This is a genomic window from Lentzea sp. NPDC102401 (assembly GCF_044765805.1).
Classification (GTDB): domain Bacteria; phylum Actinomycetota; class Actinomycetes; order Mycobacteriales; family Pseudonocardiaceae; genus Lentzea; species Lentzea sokolovensis.
The window spans coordinates 42,961-66,590 of the sequence record NZ_JBIWKS010000002.1; the positions used below are offsets into that span (position 1 = coordinate 42,961).

20 protein-coding genes and 1 pseudogene are annotated in these 23,630 nt (G+C 66.2%); 11 read left to right on the forward strand and 10 right to left on the reverse strand.

What is annotated here, in order from left to right; all coding sequences use genetic code 11:
* Positions 1-68 precede the first annotated feature (68 nt).
* Positions 69-1,517: a proline--tRNA ligase gene (proS, locus tag ACIRG5_RS06265; protein WP_402901031.1), complete on the reverse strand. Its 1,449-nt coding sequence runs from the start codon at positions 1,515-1,517 to the stop codon at positions 69-71.
* A gap of 28 nt (positions 1,518-1,545) precedes the next feature.
* Positions 1,546-2,388 carry an alpha/beta hydrolase gene (locus ACIRG5_RS06270; protein ID WP_402901033.1) on the reverse strand — a complete coding sequence of 281 codons (843 nt, stop codon included), beginning with the start codon at positions 2,386-2,388 and terminating at the stop codon, positions 1,546-1,548.
* A 214-nt stretch (positions 2,389-2,602) separates the two neighbouring features.
* On the opposite strand from ACIRG5_RS06270, the gene ACIRG5_RS06275 reads away from it, so the two are divergent.
* Positions 2,603-4,390 carry an AMP-binding protein gene (locus tag ACIRG5_RS06275; RefSeq protein ID WP_402901036.1) on the forward strand — a complete coding sequence of 596 codons (1,788 nt, stop codon included), beginning with the start codon at positions 2,603-2,605 and terminating at the stop codon, positions 4,388-4,390.
* A gap of 74 nt (positions 4,391-4,464) precedes the next feature.
* Here ACIRG5_RS06275 and ACIRG5_RS06280 read toward each other — a convergent pair whose 3' ends face one another.
* A complete protein-coding gene (locus tag ACIRG5_RS06280; protein ID WP_402901039.1) occupies positions 4,465-5,241 on the reverse strand; it encodes an SDR family NAD(P)-dependent oxidoreductase in 777 nt (258 codons plus the stop codon).
* A 516-nt stretch (positions 5,242-5,757) separates the two neighbouring features.
* Here ACIRG5_RS06280 and ACIRG5_RS06285 point away from each other — a divergent pair.
* The 5 genes and pseudogenes from ACIRG5_RS06285 to ACIRG5_RS06305 all read left to right on the forward strand — a co-directional run.
* Entirely contained in the window at positions 5,758-6,912 is a 1,155-nt protein-coding gene (locus ACIRG5_RS06285) for a cystathionine gamma-synthase (RefSeq protein ID WP_402901042.1), read from the forward strand.
* Positions 6,913-7,130: 218 nt separating this feature from the next.
* Positions 7,131-8,327 carry an amidohydrolase gene (locus ACIRG5_RS06290; RefSeq protein WP_402901044.1) on the forward strand — a complete coding sequence of 399 codons (1,197 nt, stop codon included), beginning with the start codon at positions 7,131-7,133 and terminating at the stop codon, positions 8,325-8,327.
* Positions 8,328-8,397: 70 nt separating this feature from the next.
* Positions 8,398-9,507, forward strand: coding sequence for an aminotransferase class I/II-fold pyridoxal phosphate-dependent enzyme (locus tag ACIRG5_RS06295; RefSeq protein WP_402901047.1), 1,110 nt, complete (start codon positions 8,398-8,400; stop codon positions 9,505-9,507).
* On the forward strand, positions 9,507-11,021 hold the full coding sequence (locus ACIRG5_RS06300) for an NAD(P)-binding protein (protein ID WP_402901050.1): 1,515 nt from the start codon (positions 9,507-9,509) through the stop codon (positions 11,019-11,021). The genes ACIRG5_RS06295 and ACIRG5_RS06300 overlap by 1 nt, the downstream gene beginning before the upstream one ends.
* Positions 11,018-11,713: pseudogene (locus tag ACIRG5_RS06305) on the forward strand (nitrilase-related carbon-nitrogen hydrolase); the annotation flags it as partial. The gene ACIRG5_RS06300 and the pseudogene ACIRG5_RS06305, both read left to right, overlap by 4 nt.
* A 28-nt stretch (positions 11,714-11,741) precedes the next feature.
* Here the strand turns inward: ACIRG5_RS06305 and ACIRG5_RS06310 are convergent.
* From ACIRG5_RS06310 to ACIRG5_RS06320, 3 genes are all read right to left on the reverse strand, one after another.
* Positions 11,742-12,686: a sporulation protein gene (locus ACIRG5_RS06310; RefSeq protein ID WP_402901051.1), complete on the reverse strand. Its 945-nt coding sequence runs from the start codon at positions 12,684-12,686 to the stop codon at positions 11,742-11,744.
* 198 nt (positions 12,687-12,884) lie between these two features.
* The gene (locus tag ACIRG5_RS06315) at positions 12,885-13,154 is read right to left on the reverse strand and encodes a GlsB/YeaQ/YmgE family stress response membrane protein (RefSeq protein WP_402901053.1); all 270 of its coding nucleotides are present in this window, start codon (positions 13,152-13,154) and stop codon (positions 12,885-12,887) included.
* A gap of 102 nt (positions 13,155-13,256) precedes the next feature.
* Entirely contained in the window at positions 13,257-14,018 is a 762-nt protein-coding gene (locus ACIRG5_RS06320) for a DUF998 domain-containing protein (RefSeq protein ID WP_402901056.1), read from the reverse strand.
* Between the two features lie 33 nt (positions 14,019-14,051).
* On the opposite strand from ACIRG5_RS06320, the gene ACIRG5_RS06325 reads away from it, so the two are divergent.
* The 3 genes from ACIRG5_RS06325 (at position 14,052) to ACIRG5_RS06335 (ending at position 16,099) form a co-directional block, all read left to right on the forward strand.
* Entirely contained in the window at positions 14,052-14,498 is a 447-nt protein-coding gene (locus tag ACIRG5_RS06325) for an alpha/beta fold hydrolase (protein ID WP_402901059.1), read from the forward strand.
* A 105-nt stretch (positions 14,499-14,603) separates the two neighbouring features.
* The gene (locus ACIRG5_RS06330; RefSeq protein WP_402901061.1) at positions 14,604-14,951 is read left to right on the forward strand and encodes a hypothetical protein; all 348 of its coding nucleotides are present in this window, start codon (positions 14,604-14,606) and stop codon (positions 14,949-14,951) included.
* A gap of 614 nt (positions 14,952-15,565) precedes the next feature.
* On the forward strand, positions 15,566-16,099 hold the full coding sequence (locus ACIRG5_RS06335) for a hypothetical protein (RefSeq protein WP_402901064.1): 534 nt from the start codon (positions 15,566-15,568) through the stop codon (positions 16,097-16,099).
* Between the two features lie 133 nt (positions 16,100-16,232).
* Here ACIRG5_RS06335 and ACIRG5_RS06340 read toward each other — a convergent pair whose 3' ends face one another.
* Complete coding sequence (locus ACIRG5_RS06340) at positions 16,233-16,886, reverse strand: integrase core domain-containing protein (protein ID WP_402901067.1); 654 nt, start codon at positions 16,884-16,886, stop codon at positions 16,233-16,235.
* 494 nt (positions 16,887-17,380) lie between these two features.
* On the opposite strand from ACIRG5_RS06340, the gene ACIRG5_RS06345 reads away from it, so the two are divergent.
* Entirely contained in the window at positions 17,381-17,530 is a 150-nt protein-coding gene (locus ACIRG5_RS06345) for a hypothetical protein (protein WP_402901070.1), read from the forward strand.
* Between the two features lie 69 nt (positions 17,531-17,599).
* Here the strand turns inward: ACIRG5_RS06345 and ACIRG5_RS06350 are convergent, their stop codons facing one another.
* From ACIRG5_RS06350 to ACIRG5_RS06360, 3 genes are all read right to left on the reverse strand, one after another.
* On the reverse strand, positions 17,600-19,180 hold the full coding sequence (locus ACIRG5_RS06350) for an MDR family MFS transporter (protein ID WP_402901073.1): 1,581 nt from the start codon (positions 19,178-19,180) through the stop codon (positions 17,600-17,602).
* A gap of 144 nt (positions 19,181-19,324) precedes the next feature.
* On the reverse strand, positions 19,325-19,942 hold the full coding sequence (locus ACIRG5_RS06355) for a TetR/AcrR family transcriptional regulator (protein ID WP_402901076.1): 618 nt from the start codon (positions 19,940-19,942) through the stop codon (positions 19,325-19,327).
* 178 nt (positions 19,943-20,120) lie between these two features.
* Entirely contained in the window at positions 20,121-20,477 is a 357-nt protein-coding gene (locus ACIRG5_RS06360; RefSeq protein ID WP_402901079.1) for an integrase core domain-containing protein, read from the reverse strand.
* A gap of 1,611 nt (positions 20,478-22,088) precedes the next feature.
* Here ACIRG5_RS06360 and ACIRG5_RS06365 point away from each other — a divergent pair.
* Complete coding sequence (locus ACIRG5_RS06365; protein ID WP_402901081.1) at positions 22,089-23,615, forward strand: hypothetical protein; 1,527 nt, start codon at positions 22,089-22,091, stop codon at positions 23,613-23,615.
* Positions 23,616-23,630 lie beyond the last annotated feature (15 nt).

Sequence of the window (23,630 nt, forward strand, 5' to 3'; positions counted from 1 at the left end):
TGATCGTGGAAAAGTGTTGCGGCAGAGCGTTTCCGGGGTGCCAGCCGTGGCTGGCACCCCGGAAACGATCAGTAGGCGCGCCCGAAGATGACCCGCTTGCCGTAGGCCGAAGGCAATCCACAACGGACGCACGGTCCGGATTCCGCCGGCGCCTCGCTCGGGATGCATCGAGGCGTGGCCGCGGTGTCGGCCTTGATCTCGTCCTCGCACGAGGACTGTCCACAGTGGAGAGATCGGGCCCAGCCGGTCGCGACCTGCGCGGCGAACTCGTCCCAGCTGTCCGCGTCGGCGGTGTGCTCGTCCCGGAACGTCTCGGCGCGGTGCAGCAGGAAAGCCTGGAAGTCCTCGAGAATGCCAGGGATCACGTCGGGAGCCTGGTCGATCGGCACCTGCTCCTTGCCCTGCCCCTCGAAGGTCGGCAGCCGCCGCGCGAGGGTGACGACGCCGCCCTCGAGGTCACGCGGGCCGAGCTCCAGACGCACCGGGACGCCGCGCATCTCCCAGTCGTTGAACTTGAAACCGGGGGACAGCTGCGGGCGGTTGTCGTCCACGTGGGTGCGCACACCCGCGGCACGGAGCCGGCCCGCCAGCTCGTTCGCGGCGGCCGTGGTGCGCTCGAGCAGCTCGTTGCGCCCGATCGGCACGATCACGACCTGGTACGGCGCCAGCCGCGGCGGCAGCACTAGGCCCTTGTCGTCTCCGTGGGTCATGATCACGCCGCCGACCATCCGGGTGCTCATGCCCCAGGACGTGGTGTGCGCGAGCTGCAGTGCGCCGGCGTTGTCCTGGTACTGGATCTCGAAGGCCTTGGCGAAGTTGGTGCCCAGGTAGTGCGAGGTGCCGGACTGCAGCGCCCTGCCGTCCCGCATCATTCCCTCGACGGTGTAGGTGCGCACGGCGCCGGCGAACCGCTCACCTGGGGTCTTCTCGCCGGGCACGACCGGGATGGCCGCGATCTCGCGCGCAACAGCGGTGTAGGTGTCCAGCGCCCACATCGTCTCGCGCATCGCGTCGGCCTCGTCGACGTGCGCGGTGTGCCCTTCCTGCCAGAGGAACTCGGTCGTGCGCAGGAACAGCCGCGGCCGCATCTCCCAGCGCACGACGTTGGCCCACTGGTTGAGCAGCAGCGGCAGGTCCCGGTGTGAGTCGATCCACTTGGCCATGTACTCGCCGAAGACCGTCTCGGAGGTCGGCCGGACGACCAGCGGCTCCTCGAGCTCCTTGCCGCCTGCGTGGGTGACGACGGCGAGCTCCGGGGAGAACCCCTCGACGTGCTCGGCCTCGCGCTGGAGGTAGGACTGCGGAATCAGCGACGGGAACGCGACGTTGCCGTGGCCCGCAGCCTTGATGCGGGCGTCGAGGTCCGCCTGGAGGGATTCCCACACTCGGTAGCCGTACGGTCGGATGACCATGGTGCCGCGCACCGGTCCCCGCTCGACCAACTCGGCACGCACGACGATGTCGTTGTACCAAGCGGAGAAGTCCTCCGACATGGGCGTAACGCTCTTCTCACTCACGGAGTGAGGATAGCCACCGCACTGTGGGCTATAGCGCGCGACCCGTGGTAGCCGGGTCCGTGGCCCCGCTGGTCATCCACGCGACGACGTGCCCGATGGCGTCCCCCTGCCATTCCAGCGTCCGCGGTTCGAGGAACCTGTCGTCACCCGGCACGGTGAACCGGTGGTCGGCACCCTCGAACTCGATCAGCTCGCTGCCCTCGATCTGTCGGACGGCGGACCGGGAGGACTCGACGGGGACGAGACCGTCCTCGACGCCGTGCAGGAGGAGGGTCGGAGTCGTGATCGCACCGAGGACGGTCCGCGCCCGGATCCAGAAAACCTCGTTGAGCAGGGCACGACCGGTCCGGACCGAGGCGGAGTGGTCGAGATAGCCCCGTTCGCTGAGCTGCCGGGCGTGCTCCTCGTCGAGGACTCCGTCGACCCACCAGGGCTTCTCGTCGATGAACCGGCTCTTGTGGTCGAGTTGGGGGTTGAGCAGCACCAGCCGAGTGACTTCCGCGGGTCTGCTCGCGGCGTACCAGGCTGCCAGGCCGCCGCTGAAACTGGTGGCGACCAGGCTCGTGGCCGTGGCCCCGGTCGCCTCTCTCAGGTGCGCGAGGCCGGCCTGGACGTCGTTCAGATGCGCCGTCAGAGTCCGGTCCTCCTGCCGCCCCTCGCTCTCCCCGTGGGCGCGCAGGTCGAACCGGAGGCTGGGGACGCACGCCCGCCCGAGCGCGGCGGCAAGCCGGGTGAACAGCCCGGACTCCTCTCTGGTCACGCCGTTGCCGTGCAGGAGCAGCACCGCTGGGGCTGCGTGCTCGTTCGGCAATGTCAGCGTGCCCGCGAGGCGAAGGCCGTCGAGCGCCCGGAACTCGGTTTCGAGTTGCATCCGACATCATCCCTCCCGCCCGGATCATGATCGCAGCTATCCGCCGTCGGCGTCTATTGATTGGGCTGAACGCGGTCGGCCTGTACCGTGGGGTTCTGACCTCGTGAACCGGTGAAAGTGGACCGGTGAAATCTGTACATCGGATTTCAGTCGGGTCACATCGGCTCGGATTCCATCGAGCGGTTCTCGAGAACCAATCATTCAAGGGGGACTCATGTCCGAAGCATCCGGGACTGAGGTGGGCGCTCGGCGGAAGGAGCTGGAGCGACAGTGGCTGGCGACTCTGGGGCGAGATGGCGAGGATGCCGTCGCGGATGACGAGAACTTTTTCGAGGCGGGCGGTCGGTCGCTTGACACCATCGCGCTGTACGCCTCTGTCACTGGGTTCTTCGGTGAAACGATGACTTATGCGGACTTTCTGGATGTCATTGCAGACGGTGACTTCGGGGAACTGGTCCGATCGGTCATCGTGAAGACAGAAGCCACGGCTTCGATCACCGGGCCTGTCGGCGAAAGTCAAACACTCACATCGCTGTCCGAAGGTCTCATCCGCATCGGCGACAGAATCGCCGTGCTGGCCTCTGAGCGTCCTGACGATGCCGCGATCATCCTCGTCGGGCCGAGAGGGCGCGAGAGGAAGTATTCGTGGGCCATGCTGGAGGCTCAGGCCAATGCGGCAGCCCGGGTGCTGCGTGACAGGGGTGCCGCAGGTGGCATCACACTCATCGCCTTGCCCAACGGAATAGAACACATCGTCGCCACCATTGCGACCTGGAAGATCGGCGGCATCGCCGTACCGGTCAATCCGGCGCTGCCGGAGGGCAGAATGACCGAACTGTGCGGCATGATCCCGGAAGCGGTCGTCGTCGGCGACCTTCCAGGTGCGTTGGCCCCGGCCGAGCTGCTCAAGAGCAGCCATGACGCAGCCTTCCCGTCTATGGGGACACCGCGCTCCGCGGTGCTGACCGGAGGCAGCACAGGCCGGTCGCGAGTCGTCCTGCGCAAGGCCCCGTGGGTCTACGACATGAACGATCTCAAGCCCGCGGGTTACGACGTTCCTGGAATGCGACCGGGGCAGATCCAGCTGGTGGCACTACCGATGTTCCACGGTGGGTTCATCGAGCTGCACAACGGCCTGGCCCTCGGTCATACCGTCGTCGTGATGGAGAACTTCTCACCGCGAAGCTTCTTGCGTCTCATTCAAGAGCACCGCGTCAACTTCGTCAGCCTCGTGCCCACTCTCATGCGCACCATCATCTCTGTCGAAGACGTCGACCAGTTCGATCTGAGCAGTGTGGAGGCCGTGTACCACGGTTCGGGGCCATGCCCGGAATACGTCAAACGGCGATGGATCGAACTCGTCGGACCTCATCGGCTGTACGAGATCTACGGCGCGGCGGAAAGCATCGGGTTCCTTCTCATCCGAGGAGACGAGTGGCTGAGCCATCCCGGTAGCGTAGGTCGCCCACAGCCCGACAAAGGAGCGGACGGCCATGCTGTCGAGGTGCGGATCTTCGACGACATCGGGGACGAAGTCGCGTGTGGCGAGATCGGCCAGGTTTATCTGAAGTCAGCGAACCCGCGGCAGCCGACCTACGTCGGAGGCGGCCGGAAGCTGAGTGAGCGTGCGGGCTTTCTCAGCGTCGGCGATCTCGGCTTTCAAGGCTCGGACGGGTACGTCTATCTCGTTGATCGTCGCAATGACGTGATCAACGTAGGCGGTGCGAACGTCTACCCGACCCAGATCGAGAACGTTCTGCTGGAGTGCGACGGCGTTGGCGACGTCGTAGTCGTCGGGCGCCTTCACGACATTCTTGGTGCGCAGCCGCATGCTGTTGTCGTTCGATCGCGGCCGAACTTGACGGAAGCTGATTTGGTCGAGTTCTGCCACGAGCGCATGGAGCTGGAGATGATCCCGAAGTCGTTCGAATTCGTCGCCGCTCTGCCTCGGGACGCTGCGGGTAAAATTCGACGAACCGGATTCAGCGCGTCGAACGGATGAGTTCACCTGCCCTTCCACCGAGAAGGGCGAGGGGATCCGGCGCAGGCGAGGAGCCTGCGCCGGAAGAAAACCGCCTACTGGGTGGTCCAGCCGCCATCGACGACGACGGTCTGCCCGGTCACGTGTCGGGCGGCGTCGCTGACGAGCCAATGGACAGCACCGGTGAAGTCGTCGAACGTGGCCTGCCTGGGCAGAGGTTGGTTGCGCGCCAGCCACTGGCGGAACTGTTCGTCCTGGAAGAGCTCGTCGTTGATCTCGCTGCGGAAGAACCCCGGGGCCACGCAGTTGATCCGGATGCCGTTCCGCGCCCATTGCACGGCCAGCTCAGCGGTCAGCCCGGCCAGACCCTGCTTGCTGGCGGCGTAGGACGCCTGCGGAAAACCAGGGATGCCGACCTGTCCGCTGATCGAGGTGATGTTGACGATCGAGCCGTGCCCCGCGGAAGCCATCAACGGGAAGACGTCCTGGCACAGCCGGAAAGGCGCGACGAGATTGAGGTCCAAGGTGCGCCGGATCGCTTCGATCGGCTCGGCCTCGGCCGGGTCCCGGCTGAAGATGTCGCCCGCGACGTTCACCAGGATCGTCGGCGCCCCCAGGGCTTCCGCTACCTGGGAGATGAGCCCGCCGAGCTGGGCGTCGTCCAGCAGATCGCACGGAAAGGCGGTCCCGCCCGTCTCCTGCGCCAGCGCCGCCAGCCGATCCTGCCTGCGTGCCACGAGGGCCACGCGAGCGCCCGCCGAGGCGAGGGTCCTGGCGATCTCGGCGCCGAGGCCGGAGGAAGCGCCGGTGACTACGGCCACCCGGTCAGTGAGGTCGAAGTTGCGTGGCATCGACGATGCGGAAGAGGTCAAGGAAATAGCCCTTCTCGTGGTCAGGGACGGCGACGATCGCCAGTGCCGCAGCTGGATGACTGATTCCACGAAGATCATGTGAAGTGGGCCTGCGAACTGCTCTGCCTGGCCGTCGCTCAGGTACTGCTGGGATGCCACCGCGAACGCCGTTGGATCCGGCACACATGTCTACATCGCTCCCCGATGGCGGGCAATGTTTCCCTGTCTGGCAGGCAAATCGGGCTGTCGCAACCGGGCCGAGAAATCGGAACCGTTGCTGTGCAAGGCAATGCTGATCTCGGCTGCGTGCTCGATCACTGCGTCTGCTGCGCTCGGACCGCGAAGACGACGCTACCGCAACGACAACACGGCGGACGCGCTCCCGCAGGCGTGTTCAACTGCGTACCTCGGCGCCTGCTGGCCATGGCCTTCGCGATCTGGCACAACTGTACAAACCGGAGCGACCAGCAAGCGATCACCGACCGCCTTTGATCACGGAACACCACTTCACGGAATCGATCATCGAGGGAACGCGCTATGGACATGAAGTCCCCCGAGCCCGGGTTCGCCACTCGCGCCATCCACGCCGGTCAGGAGAGCGACCCGCTGACCGGCGCCGTGGTGCCGCCGATCTACGCGGTCTCCACCTTCGAGCAGGACGGCGTGGGCGGCCTGCGAGCTGGATACGACTACAGCCGCAGCACCAACCCGACCCGCACCGCGCTGGAGACCTGCCTGGCGTCGCTGGAGGGCGGCGCCCGCGGCCTGGCGTTCGCCTCGGGGCAGGCGGCCACCGACGTCGTGCTGCGGACGATCTGCGCCCCTGGTGACCACGTGCTGATCCCCAGCGATGTCTACGGTGGTACGTATCGGCTGTTCTCCACGGTGTACGCGCGCTGGGGAGTCGAGTACACGCCGGTGCCGCTGGAGGATCTCGACGCGGTCCGAGCCGCGATCCGTCCGACGACCAAGCTGATCTGGTGCGAGACTCCGACCAATCCGCTGCTCCGGCTCGCCGACATCGCCGCCCTCGCCGAGATCGCGCACAACGCGGGGGCGCTCTTGGCTGTGGACAACACCTTCTGCTCGCCCGCATTGCAGACGCCGCTCACCCTGGGCGCTGACGTGGTCATGCATTCCACGACCAAGTACCTCGGCGGGCACTCCGACGTGATCGGCGGCGCCCTGGTGGCCCGCGACGCGGAAATGGGTGACGCGCTGTACTTCCACCAGAACGCCCTCGGCGGGGTCGCCGGCCCGTTCGACGCCTGGTTGGTGCTGCGCGGGATCAAGACCCTCGAGCTCCGGATCGAGCGGCACTGCGCCAACGCCGCAGCGATCGTCGAACTGCTTCAGTCTCACCCTCAAGTCACCCAGGTGTACTACCCAGGCCTGCCGGACCACCCGCAGCACGAGATCGCGGCCAAGCAGATGCGTGGCTTCGGCGGGATGGTCTCGTTCCGGGTGGCCGGAGGGGCCGCCGCCGCGCTCGCGGTGTGCGAGGGGACGCAGTTGTTCAAGCTGGCTTACTCACTTGGTGGCGTCGAGTCGTTGATCGAGTATCCGGCGAAGATGACTCACGCCGCAGTCAGCGGCTCCTCGCTGGAGGTCCCGGACGACCTGGTCCGGCTCTCGCTCGGTGTCGAGAACGTCGAGGACCTGATGGCCGACCTGCGCCAGTCACTCGGGTGATCAGCTGCTCGGCCGCAACGGCGAGAAGACCAACCAACATCACCGAAAACCGCACCACAGAACGAAAAGCTGTATCTGCGTGCGGTCGAGGACTTCTGCCCCAACAGGATCGTGGCTACTCCATCGACTCCCAGGCGAAGTCCCGCAGCAGACCCGTTCCTCGGCCCATCGACATGTCTCTCATTGGGCCCGCCTGATCGCGACAAGGGAGGCTCGCCGTGAATCGTGCGGGAGAACTGAAGGTCCGCGTGTGCGCCGAGGTGGACGCCTGGGCCGAGGAACTGGTGAGCATCTCCCGGGCGATCCACGCCCGGCCAGAGGTCGGGCACCAGGAGTTCTTCGCCCACGACCTGCTCACCGATGCGCTGAAGCGAGGCGGACTGACCCCCGAGCGCAGCGCCTACGGCCTGGCCACCGCATTCGCGGCACGGGCGGGGAACGACGGACCCGCGGTCGCGGTTCTCTGCGAGTACGACGCGCTGCAGGACATCGGGCACGCGTGCGGACACAACGTGATCGCCGCCGCGGGATTGGGTGCCGCGCTCGCCGCCGCCACCGTGGCCGACGAGGCGGTCGGCAGACTTCTCGTGTTGGGGACGCCGTGTGAGGAAACAGCGCCTCAGGGCAAGATCGTCCTGGCCGAGCGAGGTGCCTTCGATGGTGTCGACGCCGCCATGATGGTGCACCCGGCCGACGCCGACCTGTGGGAGATGGACACGCTGGCCAGCATCGGCCTCGTGGTCACTTACACCGGCCGGGCGGCGCACGCCGCGGCGGCCCCGCAGCACGGACGGAATGCCCTCGACGCCGCAGTTCTGGGATACAACGCTGTTGCCGCGCTCCGTCAGCACATCGCGCCGGACGAGCGCATCCACGGCGTGTTCACCGAGATGCCTCAGAGGGTCAACGTGGTGCCCGACCGCGTCGTTGCGCGGTGGAGCCTGCGCTCGGCGACGCTGGCCCGCGTCCAACAACTGGAAGCACGGGTCGTCGCGTGCCTGGAGAGCGGGGCGACGGCCGCCGGCTGCGAGATCCACGTGACGAACCTGGGAGTGACGGAGGAGGTCAGGACCAATCGCGCGCTGACCGCGAGCTACGTCGCCAACATGGCTGCGCTGGGTCGTACCGTGGGTGACCCTGCCGGCGGCGCAGGAACGGTCGGGTCGACCGACATGGGTCACGTCAGCTACCGGATGCCGGTGATCCACCCCCTGATCGCGGTGGCTCCTCCAGGGGTCAAGATCCACGAGGTGGAGTTCGCGGCAGCCGCCGCGTCCGAGGCCGCCGGCCAGGCCGTCGTCGACGGCGCCAAAGCCATGGCGATGACGATGGTGGATTACTGGACGGATTCGTCCGTGCGCGTGCGGGCCCGGTCGGAGTACGAGTCCACTTCGGCCAGTGGCATTGACTGCTGAGTTCGTTCTGTGGCAACGACTAATTCAGTCTTCATCGTGAAGTTCATCTATTCATCGTGAGGTTTCTATGATGTTGCCATCACCCGTTGCCGATGCAGGCCGCATCGACGATCGGGAGCTGCTCTTCTCCGAGCTCTCAGCGCACGACCGGCTCGGCGACGCCCTGATCGAGCGACCGGGCTCCGTCTTCGTGTCGGACTGGAACGGCGACCACCCTTTCATGGATCAGTTCCTGGGCGATCTCGGCGGGGTGCCGATCGGCAAGCTGGGCTCGCTCGGGACGTACAGCCGCATGGATGAGGACCTGGAGCTGTCGGACGCGGTCGCCGAGTTGCACGTGCGGCGGTACGGCGAAACCTCCGTCACGCCAGGACGGTGCGTGACGGGGGCCGGCTCGACCAGCTTTCTCACCACGCTGCTGATGTACCAGTTCCTCCAGGGGGTCCGGGAGATCTCCTACCTGCCGCCGGTCTACTACAACGCCGCGTGGTGGATCCGCAAACTCGGGATGGGTGTGCGCCGAGTGGCGTCCGACGTCGACTTCTCCGACAGCGCGGAGTTGAGCTTGCCGGAGGGCCGCGGGCTGCTGTGGCTCACTGACCCGGTGTGGTTCGCGGGCGTGCCGCTTCGGGATGCCACCATCGACCGGATCGCCGACTGGCAGCAGCGCACGGGTTCGACGGTCATCGTGGACGGCACCTTCCAGTACATGAGGTGGGACGGCGCCGCCAAGGAGGCGAGTGATCGCCTCGATCCTGACCTGACGTTCCGGCTGGTGTGCCCCACGAAGACCTTGGCGATGCACGGATTCCGCTTCGCCTACGCCATCGTGCCGCCTCAGCACGCGGCCGCGTTCACCGAGCTCCACAAACGACTGCACGGAGCCGCGGGCCTGGTGGACCGCCTGTTCGCACACCGAGCGGTCGAAGTGCTGGGTACGCAAGAAGGTGCGCTGCCGTTGATGAGCTTCGCGCGCGACCGCTACCAGCAACTGCTGGCCAGCGGTGCTGTGACGGAGGCGGTGGAGCCGGAGTCCGGATTCTTCGTCTTCGGCCGTCCGTCGGTGGATGCCACCACCTACGTGGCGATGGACATCAACTGCTTCGGCGGAGAGGGGTACCCGGGGTTCGTGCGGGTCAACCTCCTGAACCCGGCAGCCATCTCTCTGCTGACGCGTTGATGACCGCGCGACCGACGGACTCCACCGGATACGAGCTCTGCGTCGTCGGTGCCGGGATCGCCGGTCTCAACGCGGCGTTCGTCGCCGGCCGCTACCTGCCCGAGGGCGCGCGGGTGTTGTTCCTCGACCGGCACGAGCAGCCGGGTGGCATGTGGAACGACGCCTATTCCTACGTGCGACTGCACCAGCCGTACTCCTTCTTCACGGTCGGCAACATCCCGTGGAGCCTGACCGCTGATCGCGGCTACCTCGCACGAGGAGACGAAGTGCAGGCTCATTTCCGCCACTGCTTCGAGGTCATCTCGCGCACTCTCGACGTCGACGCGCGATGGGGCTCGGAGTATCTGTCGCATGTGGAGGGTCCCGAGGACGTTGTGATCCGAACCCGCGATCGCGAAGGGCGGGAGCACACGTTCAGGGCCGCGCGACTCATCCACGCAGCCGGGTTCGACGTGTCGGTCAACCCCCCGCTCTCGTTGTCCAGCAGGCGGGTGCGGTCGACCGCACCACACCTGTTGGCACAGGACGGTCTCCTGTCGCCGGATGACGACGGACCGGTCTGGGTGATCGGGAGTGGCAAGACGGCGATGGACACCGTGCAGGCTCTGATGGCCGGGTCCGGCCGAAGCATCGGCCTCGTCGCCGGATCGGGAACCTACTTCTTCGACCGCGACAAGCTCTACCCGACCGGCGTGCGACGGTGGTGGGGCAGAACGTCGGCCAGCGCGATGTTTGCCGAGGCGCTACGGCTGTTCGACGGGACGAACAGCGAAGAGGTCTCCCGCTGGGCACGGTCTCGCTACACCACCAGCCCTGTGCACGACCCGATCCACAACGTGGGCGCGATGCTCTCCCGCATCGAGACCGATGTCGTGCGGAACGGGGTGAGCCGAGTTCTTCGCGATCACCTGGTCGACGTCGAAGACACCCTTGCCGGGCCGGTCATGGTGCTGCGCAGCGGTGCCCGCACGTCGATCCCCGACGGCAGCTGGATCGTGAACTGCACCGGCTTCCTCGGCTCACGCGACGTCGCGCACGAGCCGTACGTGTCGCCGGGAGGACGGACGATGTCGGTCAACCTCACCTCGACCACGACCGGGGTGAGCGGGACGGCCGGATACTTCCTCACCCACCTGATGATGCTCGACGAGCTGACCACCGTCCCGCTCTACGCGCTGAACTGGCACGAGCTGCGCCGCAGGGCACCGCAAGCGATCCCGTGGGTTCGCGGGTCGCTGCTCGCCCACAACCTCGGCCTGATCCGCGACGTCGTCCCCGAGTCAGCCCTCCTCGACTACGGCCTCGACACCGAGAGGTGGTTCCCCTGGCCCCGTCGGCTTCGTCACCGGATCACGAGCCGGGGCGACCGTGAGCGGACCCGCGAGCACTGTCGCCAGTCCCTCGACAACTTCAGCCGGGCCACCGGAGTTCCTTGTGCACCGCTCAGCACGATGCGGCAGGCCCCGGTGGAGTTCCAGCCGCTCCGAGGACCGGCAGAGGAGACCATCCGATGACGTCGGTCGTGGTCGCCTGCTGTCAGCTGGCACCCGTGGCAGGCGCGAACACCCTGAATCGTGAACGTGCGGAAGCAGCGGTGCGGACAGCGGCGGCGAACGGGGCGTCCGTCGTCGTGCTGCCCGAACTGGTTTCCAGCGGACACGTGGTCGAAGACGAGCGGGAGGCGTTCGCCTGCGCGGAGTCGGCCGAGGGCCCAACTGTGAGCTCGTGGGTCCGATTGGCGGCCGACCTCGATGTCGTCATCGTCGGCGGGTTCTGCGAAGCGTCGCAAGGACAGTTGTTCAACAGCGCCGCCCTGCTCGACCCACAGGGCCTCCGCGCGGTGTACCGGAAGGCTCATTTGTGGGACAGCGAGGTCAACTGCTTCGCGAGCGGCGACGCGGAACCGCCGGTCGTCGACACCAGGTTCGGGCGGATAGCCGTGATGGTCTGCTACGACCTGGACTTTCCTGAGTGGGTGAGGCTGGCGGCGCTCAGAGGCGCTCAACTGCTGTGCGCACCCACGAACTGGCCACGAGGGCCTGTGGCGGTCGGCGCGACGCCGATGGAGATCGTGCGGATCCAGGCAAGTGCTTCGGTGAACCGGATGTTCATCGCTGCCTGTGACAGAGCTGGGTCCGAGCGCGGGATGAGCTGGGTAGGTGCCTCCACCATCGTCGACGTCAACGGGTGGCCACTCGCCTCCGCCTGGACGCCGGGCGGATCGATACCGACCATCACGTACGCTGCCTGCGACCTCGAACGCGCGTCGACCAAGGACGTGGGGTCACGCAACAACGTCCACACGGATCGTCGGCCGTCGCTCTACCACGGCCTGGTCGTCGGACCCGGTAGCCGGGAGTGACCCTCAGTGGGCGCGACTGAGGATCGCGACCATGCCCGCGCTCGGCGACCTGTGCGAGCCCGCCGCTGATGGCCGCGGTCCAGTCGGTGACCTGTGCCTCCTGGTGGGAGAGCCGAAGGTGGTCGGTCGTGTCGCCGCCGGATGAGAACCCGCCGCGGCGCCGGTCGGCCTCCAGGACCACGTGCAGCTCGTTCGCGTTGGCCACGAAGGTCAGCTCGACCTGGTTCACCCTGCCCGCGAACTGGGCCGGCGGGAAGAACTCGAGCTTCTGGTAGAAGCCCAGCTCGTGCGGCACACCGGGCAGACGCCCGGCCTCGACGTCGGTGCTGCGAAACGAGAATCCGAGCTGTCCGAACGCATCCAGCACCTTGTTCCGCGAGGACAGTGGAGCGACCAGGACCGCGTCGAGGTCGCCCTTGTCGGGTGCGCCCGCGACGATCAGCTCGGTGCGCACACCCACGCTCAGCCCCGGCAGAGCCGCACCACCGACGGCCGTGATCGGCGTCTCCCACGGCACCGGCAGCTGGAACGGGATCGAGACCAGCTGACCCGCCGGCACCCGCAGCCCCTGCTGCACGACCATCCGGAAGAACTCCGCGACGTCGCCGTGCTCGTCGTCGCCGCCGAAGCCACCACGCTCGACCTCGACCTGGGTGACCAGCGACAGCACGACCTGGCCGATCTCGGCGTCCGAGCTGCCGCCCTGGATGCGGACCTGTCCGGTGATCGGCTGGCCGGGCGCGGCGTGCGGCGAGTCGAGCACGGTGTCGACGGACGGGCCACCGATGCCGAAGGCGCTCAGCATTCGACTGAACATGCGAAAGTCTCCTCTTTGGACGGATGAAATCTGTGCCGTGTCCCAGTGTTGTGGGTTCTTGGCGTTGGTCCCAGCTGCCGGGCGTCCGGAAGAACCCGCCACCCGGCTGGACTCGACCCCGCCGATCGGCCGGGCGGGTTGCGCGGTAGGCGTCGTCGAGGGGGTGGGGCGACGCCTACCGCGCGGGCTCGGGTGCGGCTAGAGGTGCCTGCGGCCGTACAGCCCGGCCGCCAGGCTGACACCGCCGGCGGCGAGGGCCATCTGGATGAAAAGCTCGATCCAGTCGATGCCGCGGGTGTCACCCACGCCGGGTGCGTTGGCGGCGAACGTGCCGATCAGCGCGGCGACGATGCCGATCAGGATGGTCAGCCAGAGGGGGATGCGTTGCTTGCCCGGCACGACCAGCCTGCCCAGCGCGCCGATGATCAACCCGATGAAGAGTGCGCTGAAGACGCCGGAAATGGCCACGTTGCCTCCTTGGACGTCAGTTCGGCCGAATGACCGAAGTCGTTCGTGACATCCGAGGAACTTCATGCGCAGCAACGGACATCATCACCAAGAAGGCAAATCTCATTTCGCTGCAAAATCTTCCCGGAATGCCATGACACAAGTGTCGCGGATGCCGGCCTGGTCTCCCAGCTGCCGGGTGTCTGGAGCGACCCCGCCACCCGGCTGGAGTCGGCCCGCCGGTTGACCGGGTTCCACAAAGGACCTCCACGCGGAGAACGACGCACGCGCTCCGAGAACCAGTCCGAACGCGACGGTCAGCAGCTGGACGCGTTGCACCAGCCCGGCGCCAGGCTGGTTCACCAGGACTGCGGACAGCACACCCGTCGCGGTGAGCAGCGAGACCACCATTCTGGCGTGCCACCTGCGGGTGCTCCGTTCGAGACCTGCGGCAGCTGCCAGGGCGCTGCCGAACGTCAGCACGCTGGTGACCTGATGCAGCCGGTGCCCGAGCGACACCGATCCGATCGCCTCGCGGTAGCGGCACAGCGCGTCCACACTTGTCGCGCAGTCCAGTGACAGCACAGTGTCGGCGAGGGTCGCGGCCGCGAAGACGAGCACAGACACGATGATCAGACGCCCGCGCATCCGGCGAACGGCGAGCAGTAGACAGCAGGCGGCCAGGGTGTCGGTGACGCGGAACACCCACCGGTACGGCTGGTCACCCGCGAGCAGCTCGCTCACGTAACTGTCCACGACGGACAGACCGGTCGGCAGCACCAGCTCGAGGAGCCAGGACGAGTACAGGAGTGCGGCCACTGCCAGCCACACGCCCGGCTGGTCGGGCCGGCGAGGGACGCGGCTGGAAGATCTTTTCGTCACCATGCTTCCCGCACCCCTTTCGTCATGCTGTGTCTTGTGATCAACGTCGTGGGCTCGAACTTGGACCTCGTGGCGGACGGACCGGAGGACGCGCCGCCGGTCGTGCTCACCTCGGGGCTGGTGGGCACGGTCGTCGACTGGGACGCCGTGACCCGGCTGCTCGCGCCTGCTGTGCGGGTGCTGCGGTTCGACCGGCCAGGCATCGGTGCGAGCACACCGTCGCCGTCGGCCGTGTCGGGGCGGCGAGAGGTGACCGTGCTGGACGCGGTGCTGGACTTCGCGGGAGGTCCAGCCGTGCTGGTCGGGCACTCACTCGCCGGGCTGCACGTCGAGGCGTACGCGCGGCTACGACCCGCACGCGTGCGAGGTGCGGTACTCGTGGACCCGAGCCTCGCTCCGCCTGGGATCGGTCGTCCGCTCGACCTCGACGCAGCGCTCGCGGCCGCCCTCGTCCGGTTCGGAGCGGCGACACCAGTGACCTGATGTTGTTGCTCGGCTGGACTTCCGAGGACATGCCGCGCCACTACGGCGAGAGCGCCGCAGCCGAGCGGGCGCAGGAAACGCGGCTGCGGATGGGGATCGGTGAGCATGTCTGAACAGATGTGTGTCCGCCGGGCCGTCGAAGTGATCATGGGCACGGTCGTCTGCCTGACGTTCATGTTCGGCTTCGGCAACGTGTTGAGCCTGGGGTTGAGGCTCGGTGTTCCCGGATGGGTCGCGCCGCTGGTTGATCCCGTGGTTGACCTATCGGTGATGGGCTTGCTGCTCGGCCTGCGGCAGCTGACGGTGAACGGCGCCGGCGCAGCACAGCTCAAGCCTGTTCGGCGCTTGCTGATGTTCTGCAGTCTGGTCACGCTGGCCCTGAACGTGGCCGATCCCGTCATCGCGGCGAGTACGGCAAGGCCGCCTTCGATGCGGTCGGGCCTCTTCTGTTGATCGGTTGGTCTGACGTCGGCCCCTTCCTGTTGCAGGGCATGAACGGCGCTCAGCTCGTTGACGCTGCCGTTGATGATCGACCGGTGTCGCTACCGGCCGCTGTCAACGCTGCAGATGACGAGACCGAGTCGGTCGAGGTGGAGCCGGTTGTCGTCCGCGACGATCTGTTGGAGCGCGCGAGGCGTGAGGACATTCGCCATCGGGAGCTCTACCAGCGGCCGATATCGTCGGAAGCGTTGCGTCAGCGGCTTCGAGTGGGCTCGGCGAGGTCGAGGAGGCTGGTGAGGGCTGTTCGGTCGATAGAACTTGCAGGCGCGTCGTCCGCAGCTCGTTGTTGATCGATATACCGCCCTCTTCGACGTGGATGTGCTGGAAGGTCCGTGGGGGAGCAGCTGTCGCGGCTTGCGAGTGCGTCCAATGCTCGTGGCAGGTATCTCCCGGAGATACCTGCCACGGAAGCGACTACATGTAACAACAGCCATATGCGCGGCGAACAAGTCGACGGTGCTCGTGACGAGCGAGTGCAGCGATGCACGCGGGAGGCGACCTTGACGACCAGTTCTGGTAGCCCTGCCAGTAAGGACAAGTGGCATTCCGCGCCATGGTGGACAGCAGTGAGCGTTGCTGTCGCCGTCATTGCCTTGATCATCGGCTACGCCGCCTGGCAGTACCCTCGTTCTCCGCAAGGTGGCCCGAATGCTCCGATGCAATCGCAGGGCACCAGCGTGACGCCAGCAATGATCAGCAGTCCGGCTGTGACATCGTCTGTGGTATCCCCGGCGCGTGAACCAACTTCATCAGGTCCCACTCCTGTGGTCACTCATGTTCGGTCGGCGGGCTCACCCTTGTACTTGAATGTCGATGGTTCCTACAGCCAGTACAAGGTCAGGCCTGACCAGTACCGAGCTGATCACGACATCAAGTTCACTGTGCATGTTACCGACGACATGGGCGATGTCAGCTCAGGCTGTTACGCCACGATCACGGCGCTACAGAACGGCAGTGTAATCAAGAAAGACGAGTCCGGTTGCTATCCAAGCTATGGGTGGATCAACCTTCACGCGGGTGCCTACACGATTCAATTCGACGTGATTACAGACTGGGGTGCCAGCGGCCGGAAGTCCGTGGAGGTTCAGATGGTCCCGTAGCTGTACTCGCTATGCGGGCCGACTCCTGATAATGAACATTGGCTTCGAGTTTGCCGACAGGGGTGCGCAGGTTCGAATCCCCGGCAAGGCGCCATGCAGACCTTGTGCTTGCCGAAAATGTCGTCCGTGCAGGTCAAGCAGCATGGTGGTACTCGTTGAGGATGCCGCCCAGTCGCTGGTGTCGGCGGATGTCGAGCTGGGTGACTGCTGTCTGATCGGTGGTCGGATGTGGGAGCGCGTGTAGGGGTCGGGCGTTAGCGATGCCCTGGTGGGGTCGATGCGTGTTGTGGAACTGTTCGTACTCCCGCAGGGCGTGGAGCAGATGTTTTTGGTTCCAGATGAGGGTGCGGTCGAGGAGTTCGCGGCGGCAGCTCTGGACCCAGCGTTCCATGATCGCGTTCATCCGCGGAATGCGGACTCCGCTGAGGACAACCTGGATGCCCGCATCGGCGAAGATGGCATCGAATAGGGCAGGGAACTTCCCGTCGCGGTCTTGGATCAGGAACCGTGCGGAGCTGCTCGCGTCGTCGAGGACCATCACGAGGTTCTTCGCTGCCGGGGCGACCCAAGCTGCGGTCGGGTGCGCCGTGGCGCCCGGAACGCGGATCCGGCGACTGCTGTGTTCGATGACCGCGAGCACGTACAGGCGGGTGCCGCTCAAGGTCGCGACTTCGAAGAAGTCACAGGCCAGCAGGGCTTTAGCCTGGGAATGGAGAAAGTCGGCCCAGGCGGTGGAGGTGCGATCGGGTGCTGGGTCGGTTCCGGTGTCCTGGAGGATCTGCCACACGGTGGATGCGGCGATCGTGATGCCGAGTACGAGTAGCTCGCCGTGGATGCGGCGGTAGCCCCAGGTGGGGGTTCTCCCGTGCCAAACGCAGCACCAGGAGCCGGATCGAGCGCACGGTCCGTGGACGGCCGGGGCGCTTGGGGCGAGATCTGGCCGCGTGGCGGCGGGCGAGCAGGTCTCGGTGCCAGCGCAGCACCGTTTCCGGGCGGACCGGCAACTTGAACTGACGAAGCACCTTCTCCGGGAGCCGGTGCAGCAATGCCGCGAGGAACGCTCGATCGGCGGGGAGAACCGAAGTTGAGTTTTTTGCGCAGTTGGCGTTCCAGGACGGTGATCTGGTGCCGTAGCACGAGGATCTCCACGTCCTTGTCCTGGTCGCTTATGGGTAGCAGGCGCAGTAGGGCGGCAGCGTGATCACGACTGCGTCCTCGCGTGGGTCTCTGTGAACCCCCTGTCACCTGCATGGATGAGGTTTTCGGCAACCACAACGCGCCATGTTCCAGGTCGTGGTGTGCGAGGAGGGCACCGGCTTCGACGGCGACGACCTGCGCCGGATGATCGAGACCGCGGGCCTCAGCCTCGTCTCGACCGCGAAGATGCCCAGCAACCACACCGTTTTCGAGTGTGTGCTGCCGGACGCCTGACGACGTGCGCGAGAACGGCGAAGGCGGGCCCGGCGATCATCGCCGGGCCCGCCTTCGCTGGGGAGTGGGTCAGTTGGTCTTGGGTGCTGCCGGAGCAGCTAGTTGTGCGCCAGGGCGGTTGTCCACCAGCGGAACCTCGCGGATGAAGTACGCCGAGACCAGCGCGATCGCACCGGTGATCGCTGCACCGATCGCCACGACGTGCAGACCGCTGGTCACCGCCACCGACCAGGCCAGCCGGACCGGCTGCTCCAGGTGCTGCAGCTGGTCGGGGTTCAGCCTGGAGGCCGACGACAGCAGGTCGCTCCCGCCGGGCCCGAGCTTCTCCGTCAGCGTGCCGGCCATGGCACCGACGTACAGCGTGCCGAACAGCGCGGCGCCGATACCGCTGCCCAGGGTCCTGGTCAGCGAGCCCATCCCCATGCCGGCGCCGATGTCGCGTGGCTCGACGCTCGTGCGGATGATCAGGATCGTGTTCTGGATCAGGCAGCCGAGGCCGACGCCGAGCGGGATGCCGACCAGCGACGCGATCAACGGGTTGGTGTCCGGTCCGAGGAACAGGACGCCCAGCATACCGATCGTGACGCCGGCGCCGCCGATGATCGGGAGGATCCGGTAGCGGCCGGTGCGGCGGATGTACTTCGAGCTCTGCGTCATCACGACGACCAGGCCGGCCATCATCGGGATCAGCAGGAAGCCGCTCAGCGCCGGCTGCACGCCCAGGGCGTTCTGGAAGTACAGCGGCACGAAGTTCACCGTCGCGACCATGACCACGTTGAACGCGAAACCGAGCACCTGCGCCAGGGCGAAGTTCCTGGTGCTGAACATCCGGAACGGCACCAGCGGCTCGGGGAACCGGCGTTCCACGATCACGAACAACGCCGTCGCGACAACGACGACCGCGCACAGCCCGAGGATCACCGGCGAACCCCAGGAGTACTTGGTGCCGGCCCAACTCGTCACCAGGGTGAGGCTGACGACCGCCGCGATCAGCAGCACGGTGCCGACGTAGTCGATGCGCACCTTGTCCGTCTTCTGCCTCGTCGGCACCGTGACCCCGACGACTGTCCCGACGAGGCACAGCATGCCGAACGGCACGTTGACGTAGAAGATCCAGTTCCAGGTGAGCGCGTCGGTGATCACACCACCGATGAGGGGACCGGCGATGAGCGCGACGCCGAGCAGCACACCGGTCCAGCTGGAGATCCTGGTGGACTCCTTGGGCGGCAACAGGACCTGGACCATCGCCACCGCGCCGACCAGCAGGCCGCCCGCGCCGATGCCCTGCAGTGCCCGGAATCCGATCAGCGCGCCCATGTTCGGCGACAGGCCGCACAGCATCGAGCCGACCAGGAAGATCACCACGGACCAGATGAACACGACCTTGCGGTCGAACAGGTCGCTGATCTTGCCCCAGACCTGCGTGGAGGCCGCGATCGCCAGTGCGTACGAGGTGATGATCCACGTCATCGAGCGTTGCCCGCCCAGGTCACCGACGATGCTGGGCAGCGCGGTGGCCACGATGTAGCTGTCCATCATGCCGAGGAACATGCCGAACAGGGCACCGGCGATGCCGATCTTGACCCGAGGGGTGAAGGGGCTCGCCTGCTCCGATGGCACGGCCGTACCGGCGGTCGTCGTGTCTGACATTCCTTCTCTTCCTTCCGGGTACCGCTCGAATTTCGGGCGCGCTCGAACCCGCCACCGGCCGTCGTCCGGTGGCCCGCGTTTTCCGGGCACGCCAAAGAAAGCAGGTCGCTCAGCGGAACTACCGCGGTGAAGCTGCAGGGGCTCTCAGGTCCGCGCCGGCGGCGGGAGTCCCTTGGAGATCTCGGTGAACACCTCGCGGAGCAAGGCGGACATCGACACGGACGGATCGGTCTGCACGTAGCGGTTCAGGACGGCGTTCACCGCGCCGATCGTGACCTCGGCGACCAGGCGGGGGTAGATGTCCGCCTTCGCGTCGGTCCCGGTGCGCTCGGCGATCGCCTCGACCAGGTCGTCGATGGTGTTGCGGGCTGTGGCGGCCTGCATCTCCGGCGTGGCGTTCAGCTTGCGCACCTCGAGGATCTGCTCCTCGGTCGGCCGGCCGAACGGGACACCGTCGTCGCGCAGCGGCTCGATGAGGGCCTCGGCGATGGCGGTCCACAACGGTTCGTCCGCGGGCCGGGTGAGCAGCAGTTCCGCGCTGCGGCGCATCCGGTGAGTGACCCGGTAGGCCAGCGCGTCGTACTTGCTGGCGAAGTAGTTGCTGAACGTGCGGACCGACACCCCGGCCCGCGCCGCGATGTCCTCCCGCACCACGTTGTCCAGCCCGCGCTCGAACATCAGCTCCAGCGCCGCGTCGCTCAACGCCTTGCGCGTGTCGAGCTTCTTGCGTTCCCGCAGGCTAGGACGTGCCTTTTCGAGCATGACACCAAGGGTAGCCGAAAAGTGCCCAGTCGGCATAATTGCCCACTAGGCACTTTGACTTAGCTGGTGAACCAGGTGTGCAGCGCCTCGGAGAGCCCGTCGGAACCTGTGCCGCTCGAAAAGTCATCGCTGCACGTCACGCGGCGGGTATCGAGGTCATGCACCGCGGCGGCGTGCTCTACGGCATTCGGTGGTAGCTGGTCGCGGAGTGGTGAGGCCGATGCTCGTTGTAGTGCATCTGGTAGGCCGCAAGGACTTGGCGCGCGTGGGCTTCTCCCATGATGAGGATGTGGTCGAGTACCTCGCGCCGGATGCTGCCGATGATCCGTTCGCAGTGGGCGTTCATCCGGGGCACTTGCGGCGCACTCTTGAGCACGTGCAGTTCCTCGGCCTCGAAGACGGCGTCAAATGCCTCGCCGTATTTGCTGTCGCGGTCGCGTAGCAGGAAGCGCAGGGACTCCGTCCGTGTTCCGAGGTCGGCGGCGAGATTCCTGGCCTGCTGCACAGTCCAGTCGCGCGTCGGATGGGTGGTCACACCGGTGATGTGCAGGCGCCTGGTGTCGTGTTCGAGGAATGCCAGCGCGTACAGGCGTTCGCCGACTGCTGTGTCGATGTGGAAGAAGTCTGTGGCGATGATGCCTTGGCTTGGGCTGTGAGGAATTCGCGCCAGGTGGGGCCGGATCGACGTGGCGCCGGGTCGATGCCTGCCGCGTTCAGGATCTCCCAGACGGTGGAGGCGGCGATCGGATGGCGGAGTCGGGCCAGCTCACCTTGGATCCGTCGATGTCCCCACCGCTGGTTCTCTCCGGCGAGCCGGAGCACGAGTGCGTTGATCCTGCTCGGGTGGGCGGACGTCCGGTTCGTCGGCGCGCCGTGTAGTCCCACTTCCAAGCGATGAACCTGTGGTGCCAGCCGAGCAACGTGCCGGGAGTGACCGGGAAGGTCTCGCGCCAGCGGGAACGATGTATCAGGCGGGACAGGGCGGCGAACCAGAATCGGTCTGCGGGCTCGTAGCGGACCGGGCCGGCCAACTTCGCATCCTTCACTGCCTCGCGGCGGAGCAGCACCGACGGGACGGACAGCAACTCGCGGGTCACCTTGTACAGCAGGGACACGATCACCCGAGCAGGCTCTCAGCCGGGGCAACCTCGCTGCTCCCACAGCGACGATGACTTTCCGAGCTGCACAGCAGGAACGGTGTTCACTCCCAAGGATGGGAAGGATTGGTTTGACAATGTTCTCCGATGAACAGGGCGATCGAGGCGCCAGGCCTCCGTCATCGTCCTCAGTGTCGACCAGTTCGAAGTGATCTTCCAGGTCACGCATCAGCTGTCCAGTTCCAGGAGTCCCGCCTTGTGGAGCTTGGATGTACGGCGGCCGACCTGCAAACGCTGATTGGCGCGATTCGCGAGATTGATGCTCGCGTGGCTGGAGCTTCGCGAGTCTGCATCTGGCTCCACGACGATGAGAAGGAAATCTCCGTCAAGATTCAAGTTTCGTCGAGCGAGATGAATGATGTAGGCGCTCCGGGTGTGGCGGTCATGGCGACTCTTCCGATGCGAATCGGCAGGCACTGGTATGCGCTCGTGCAGCTAGTTGTTTCGGCTTTGGGGTCCCGAGAACTGTTCCTGCGTACGGGGTAGGGGTCTGATGAGCAACTGGGTGCGACGATGGCAGCGCAGCACGATGCGCGAGGTGACTAGCCAAACCCCCAATGCATAACGCCGGCTGCCCCAGGAATCCCAGCGCTGCACACAGCGAACCGACTCGCGATCTCCGTGTCAACGGTCTGGAGTGGGCCGGTCATGGCGCCACTCGTTCGGCTCAGCGGAGCGATGAGGGTGCCCTGGGCTGATCACGACGCCGCTGCGTGACGGCCCGGCAGCAAGGCCGACGCCTCGATCAGATGCTCATGTTCGCATTCTGGCGACACTCTTCGCGCATTCGGCGGCATTGGGGAATCTGATGAATCAGATTTGATCCCCGGGCCTATAAGTCGGGTACTTGGTCCCTGTTTGTGAAACGCGTTTCAGATGACGCTTCTTGGACTCTTTTCAACGAGCGGAGCGAGGAGCCAATGCGTTGCATGCCATTTCGCGACGAATACCGCAGTAGACGCACGCTAATTTTCGCGGTTAGCGTGCTGGTGGCGGGCACGCTGTCCGCACCGGCAGCTAGTGGTGCCGCACCGGCCCGCATCAGCACGCAGAGCGGTGCTGTGGCGGCGGGAGCACGTGTCACCGCGGCGGTGTCGGACCAGCCGCGTAGCTACACCACAGGACAGATCGCCGAGCTCACTGCGCGCAAGCAGGAGAAGGACAGCCATACCGGCAACCTCGGCAAGCAGGGGCCGGAGCCGCGTCACGGTGCTCTGGGGCAGCAGATGGCGGTGCCCGGCGGGATCAGCACCGCGTCGGCGAGCGTGCTGCGCGACTCCGCGATCCCTGCGAGCGGGTTGTCCGGCGGCTCGTCGTTCTCGTCGTTCACGCAGGAGCCGAGCACGGATGCCAACGGCGGCAACATCTTCCAGGTCGGCAACTGGTACGCGACCCGGTCGACGAACAACGGGGCGAGCTGGAACTTCCTTGATCCGTTCACGTTGTTCGGGAGCGGGTTCTGTTGTGACCAGGTGACCCAGTACGACGCCGCGACGGGCCGCCAGTTCTGGTTGCTGCAGTACAACAACAGGCTGGTGCTCGCCAACGCCTCGGCCGCGGGCGCCGGCGCGTTCACCAGCTGGTGCTACTGGAACATCGACGCCACGTGGTTCGGCCTCGCCGCGGGCACCACACTGGACTACAACGACATCACCATCGGCAACAACAACGTCTTCATCTCCACCAACTTCTTCCCCGCAACCGGCCCGCAGGGGTCGGCGATCGTGCGGCTGCCGAAGGTCCCGATGAGCACCTGCAGCGGGTTCAGCTACAGCCGCCTCAGCCGCACTGACAGCTTCACCTTCAAGCTCGTTCCGGGTTCTACCGACACCCTGTTCTGGGGCAGCAACTGGGGCCAGACCAACGGCTCGTCGTTCCGGATCTACGCGTGGGCGGACAGCTCCGGCAGCTACTCCTTCTGGGACCGCACGGTGGCGTCGTACGGCTTCTACACCCGCAACAGCGGGCAGAACTGCGGCAGTACGGACGGCGTGGTGAAGAACTGGTGCCAGTTCGCTGACTCCCGCACGCTCGGCGCGTACCGCGTCGGCGGTGTTCTCGGTTTCTCCTTCAGCGCCAAGCAGGACGCTTCGCACCCGTTCCCGTACACCCGCATCGTCTGGTTCAACGAGTCGACCAAGGCCTACATCGGTGCGGGAGACCAGTGGGCCACCTGGGGGGCGATCCAGTTCATGTCGATGGCGCCCAACAGCCTGGGCCGCGTGGGCACCACGTTCGCCTGGGGTGGTGGCACCGGCACCACGCACTACTACCCCGGTGGGGCAGTGAACAACTCGCCGGCCAGCGCGATCGACACCTCCCCGAACTACTACCTGTGGGGTTCCGGGAACACCTGCACCTCGACCGGCGGCCTGTACCGATGGGGTGACTACCTGACGGTGCGGACCTACAAGGCGAACCCCGCCCAATGGGTCGCCGCGGGGTACGCGATGACAGGTGGGAACTGCGGTGCGGCGGGTGCCTGGCCGCAACCGCACAACGTGCTCTTCTCCTGACAAGCTGAAGGTGGC

Coding starts and splice junctions, on each gene's coding strand:
- ACIRG5_RS06270 (WP_402901033.1), bottom strand. CDS start 2,388: ATGCAACTCGAAACCGAGTTCCGGGCGCTCGACGGCCTTCGCCTCGCG.
- ACIRG5_RS06320 (WP_402901056.1), bottom strand. CDS start 14,018: ATGGTGACGAAAAGATCTTCCAGCCGCGTCCCTCGCCGGCCCGACCAG.
- ACIRG5_RS06310 (WP_402901051.1), bottom strand. CDS start 12,686: ATGTTCAGTCGAATGCTGAGCGCCTTCGGCATCGGTGGCCCGTCCGTC.
- ACIRG5_RS06300 (WP_402901050.1), top strand. CDS start 9,507: ATGACCGCGCGACCGACGGACTCCACCGGATACGAGCTCTGCGTCGTC.
- ACIRG5_RS06355 (WP_402901076.1), bottom strand. CDS start 19,942: ATGCTCGAAAAGGCACGTCCTAGCCTGCGGGAACGCAAGAAGCTCGAC.
- ACIRG5_RS06345 (WP_402901070.1), top strand. CDS start 17,381: ATGTTCCAGGTCGTGGTGTGCGAGGAGGGCACCGGCTTCGACGGCGAC.
- ACIRG5_RS06285 (WP_402901042.1), top strand. CDS start 5,758: ATGGACATGAAGTCCCCCGAGCCCGGGTTCGCCACTCGCGCCATCCAC.
- ACIRG5_RS06350 (WP_402901073.1), bottom strand. CDS start 19,180: ATGTCAGACACGACGACCGCCGGTACGGCCGTGCCATCGGAGCAGGCG.
- ACIRG5_RS06275 (WP_402901036.1), top strand. CDS start 2,603: ATGTCCGAAGCATCCGGGACTGAGGTGGGCGCTCGGCGGAAGGAGCTG.
- ACIRG5_RS06295 (WP_402901047.1), top strand. CDS start 8,398: ATGTTGCCATCACCCGTTGCCGATGCAGGCCGCATCGACGATCGGGAG.
- ACIRG5_RS06330 (WP_402901061.1), top strand. CDS start 14,604: ATGTCTGAACAGATGTGTGTCCGCCGGGCCGTCGAAGTGATCATGGGC.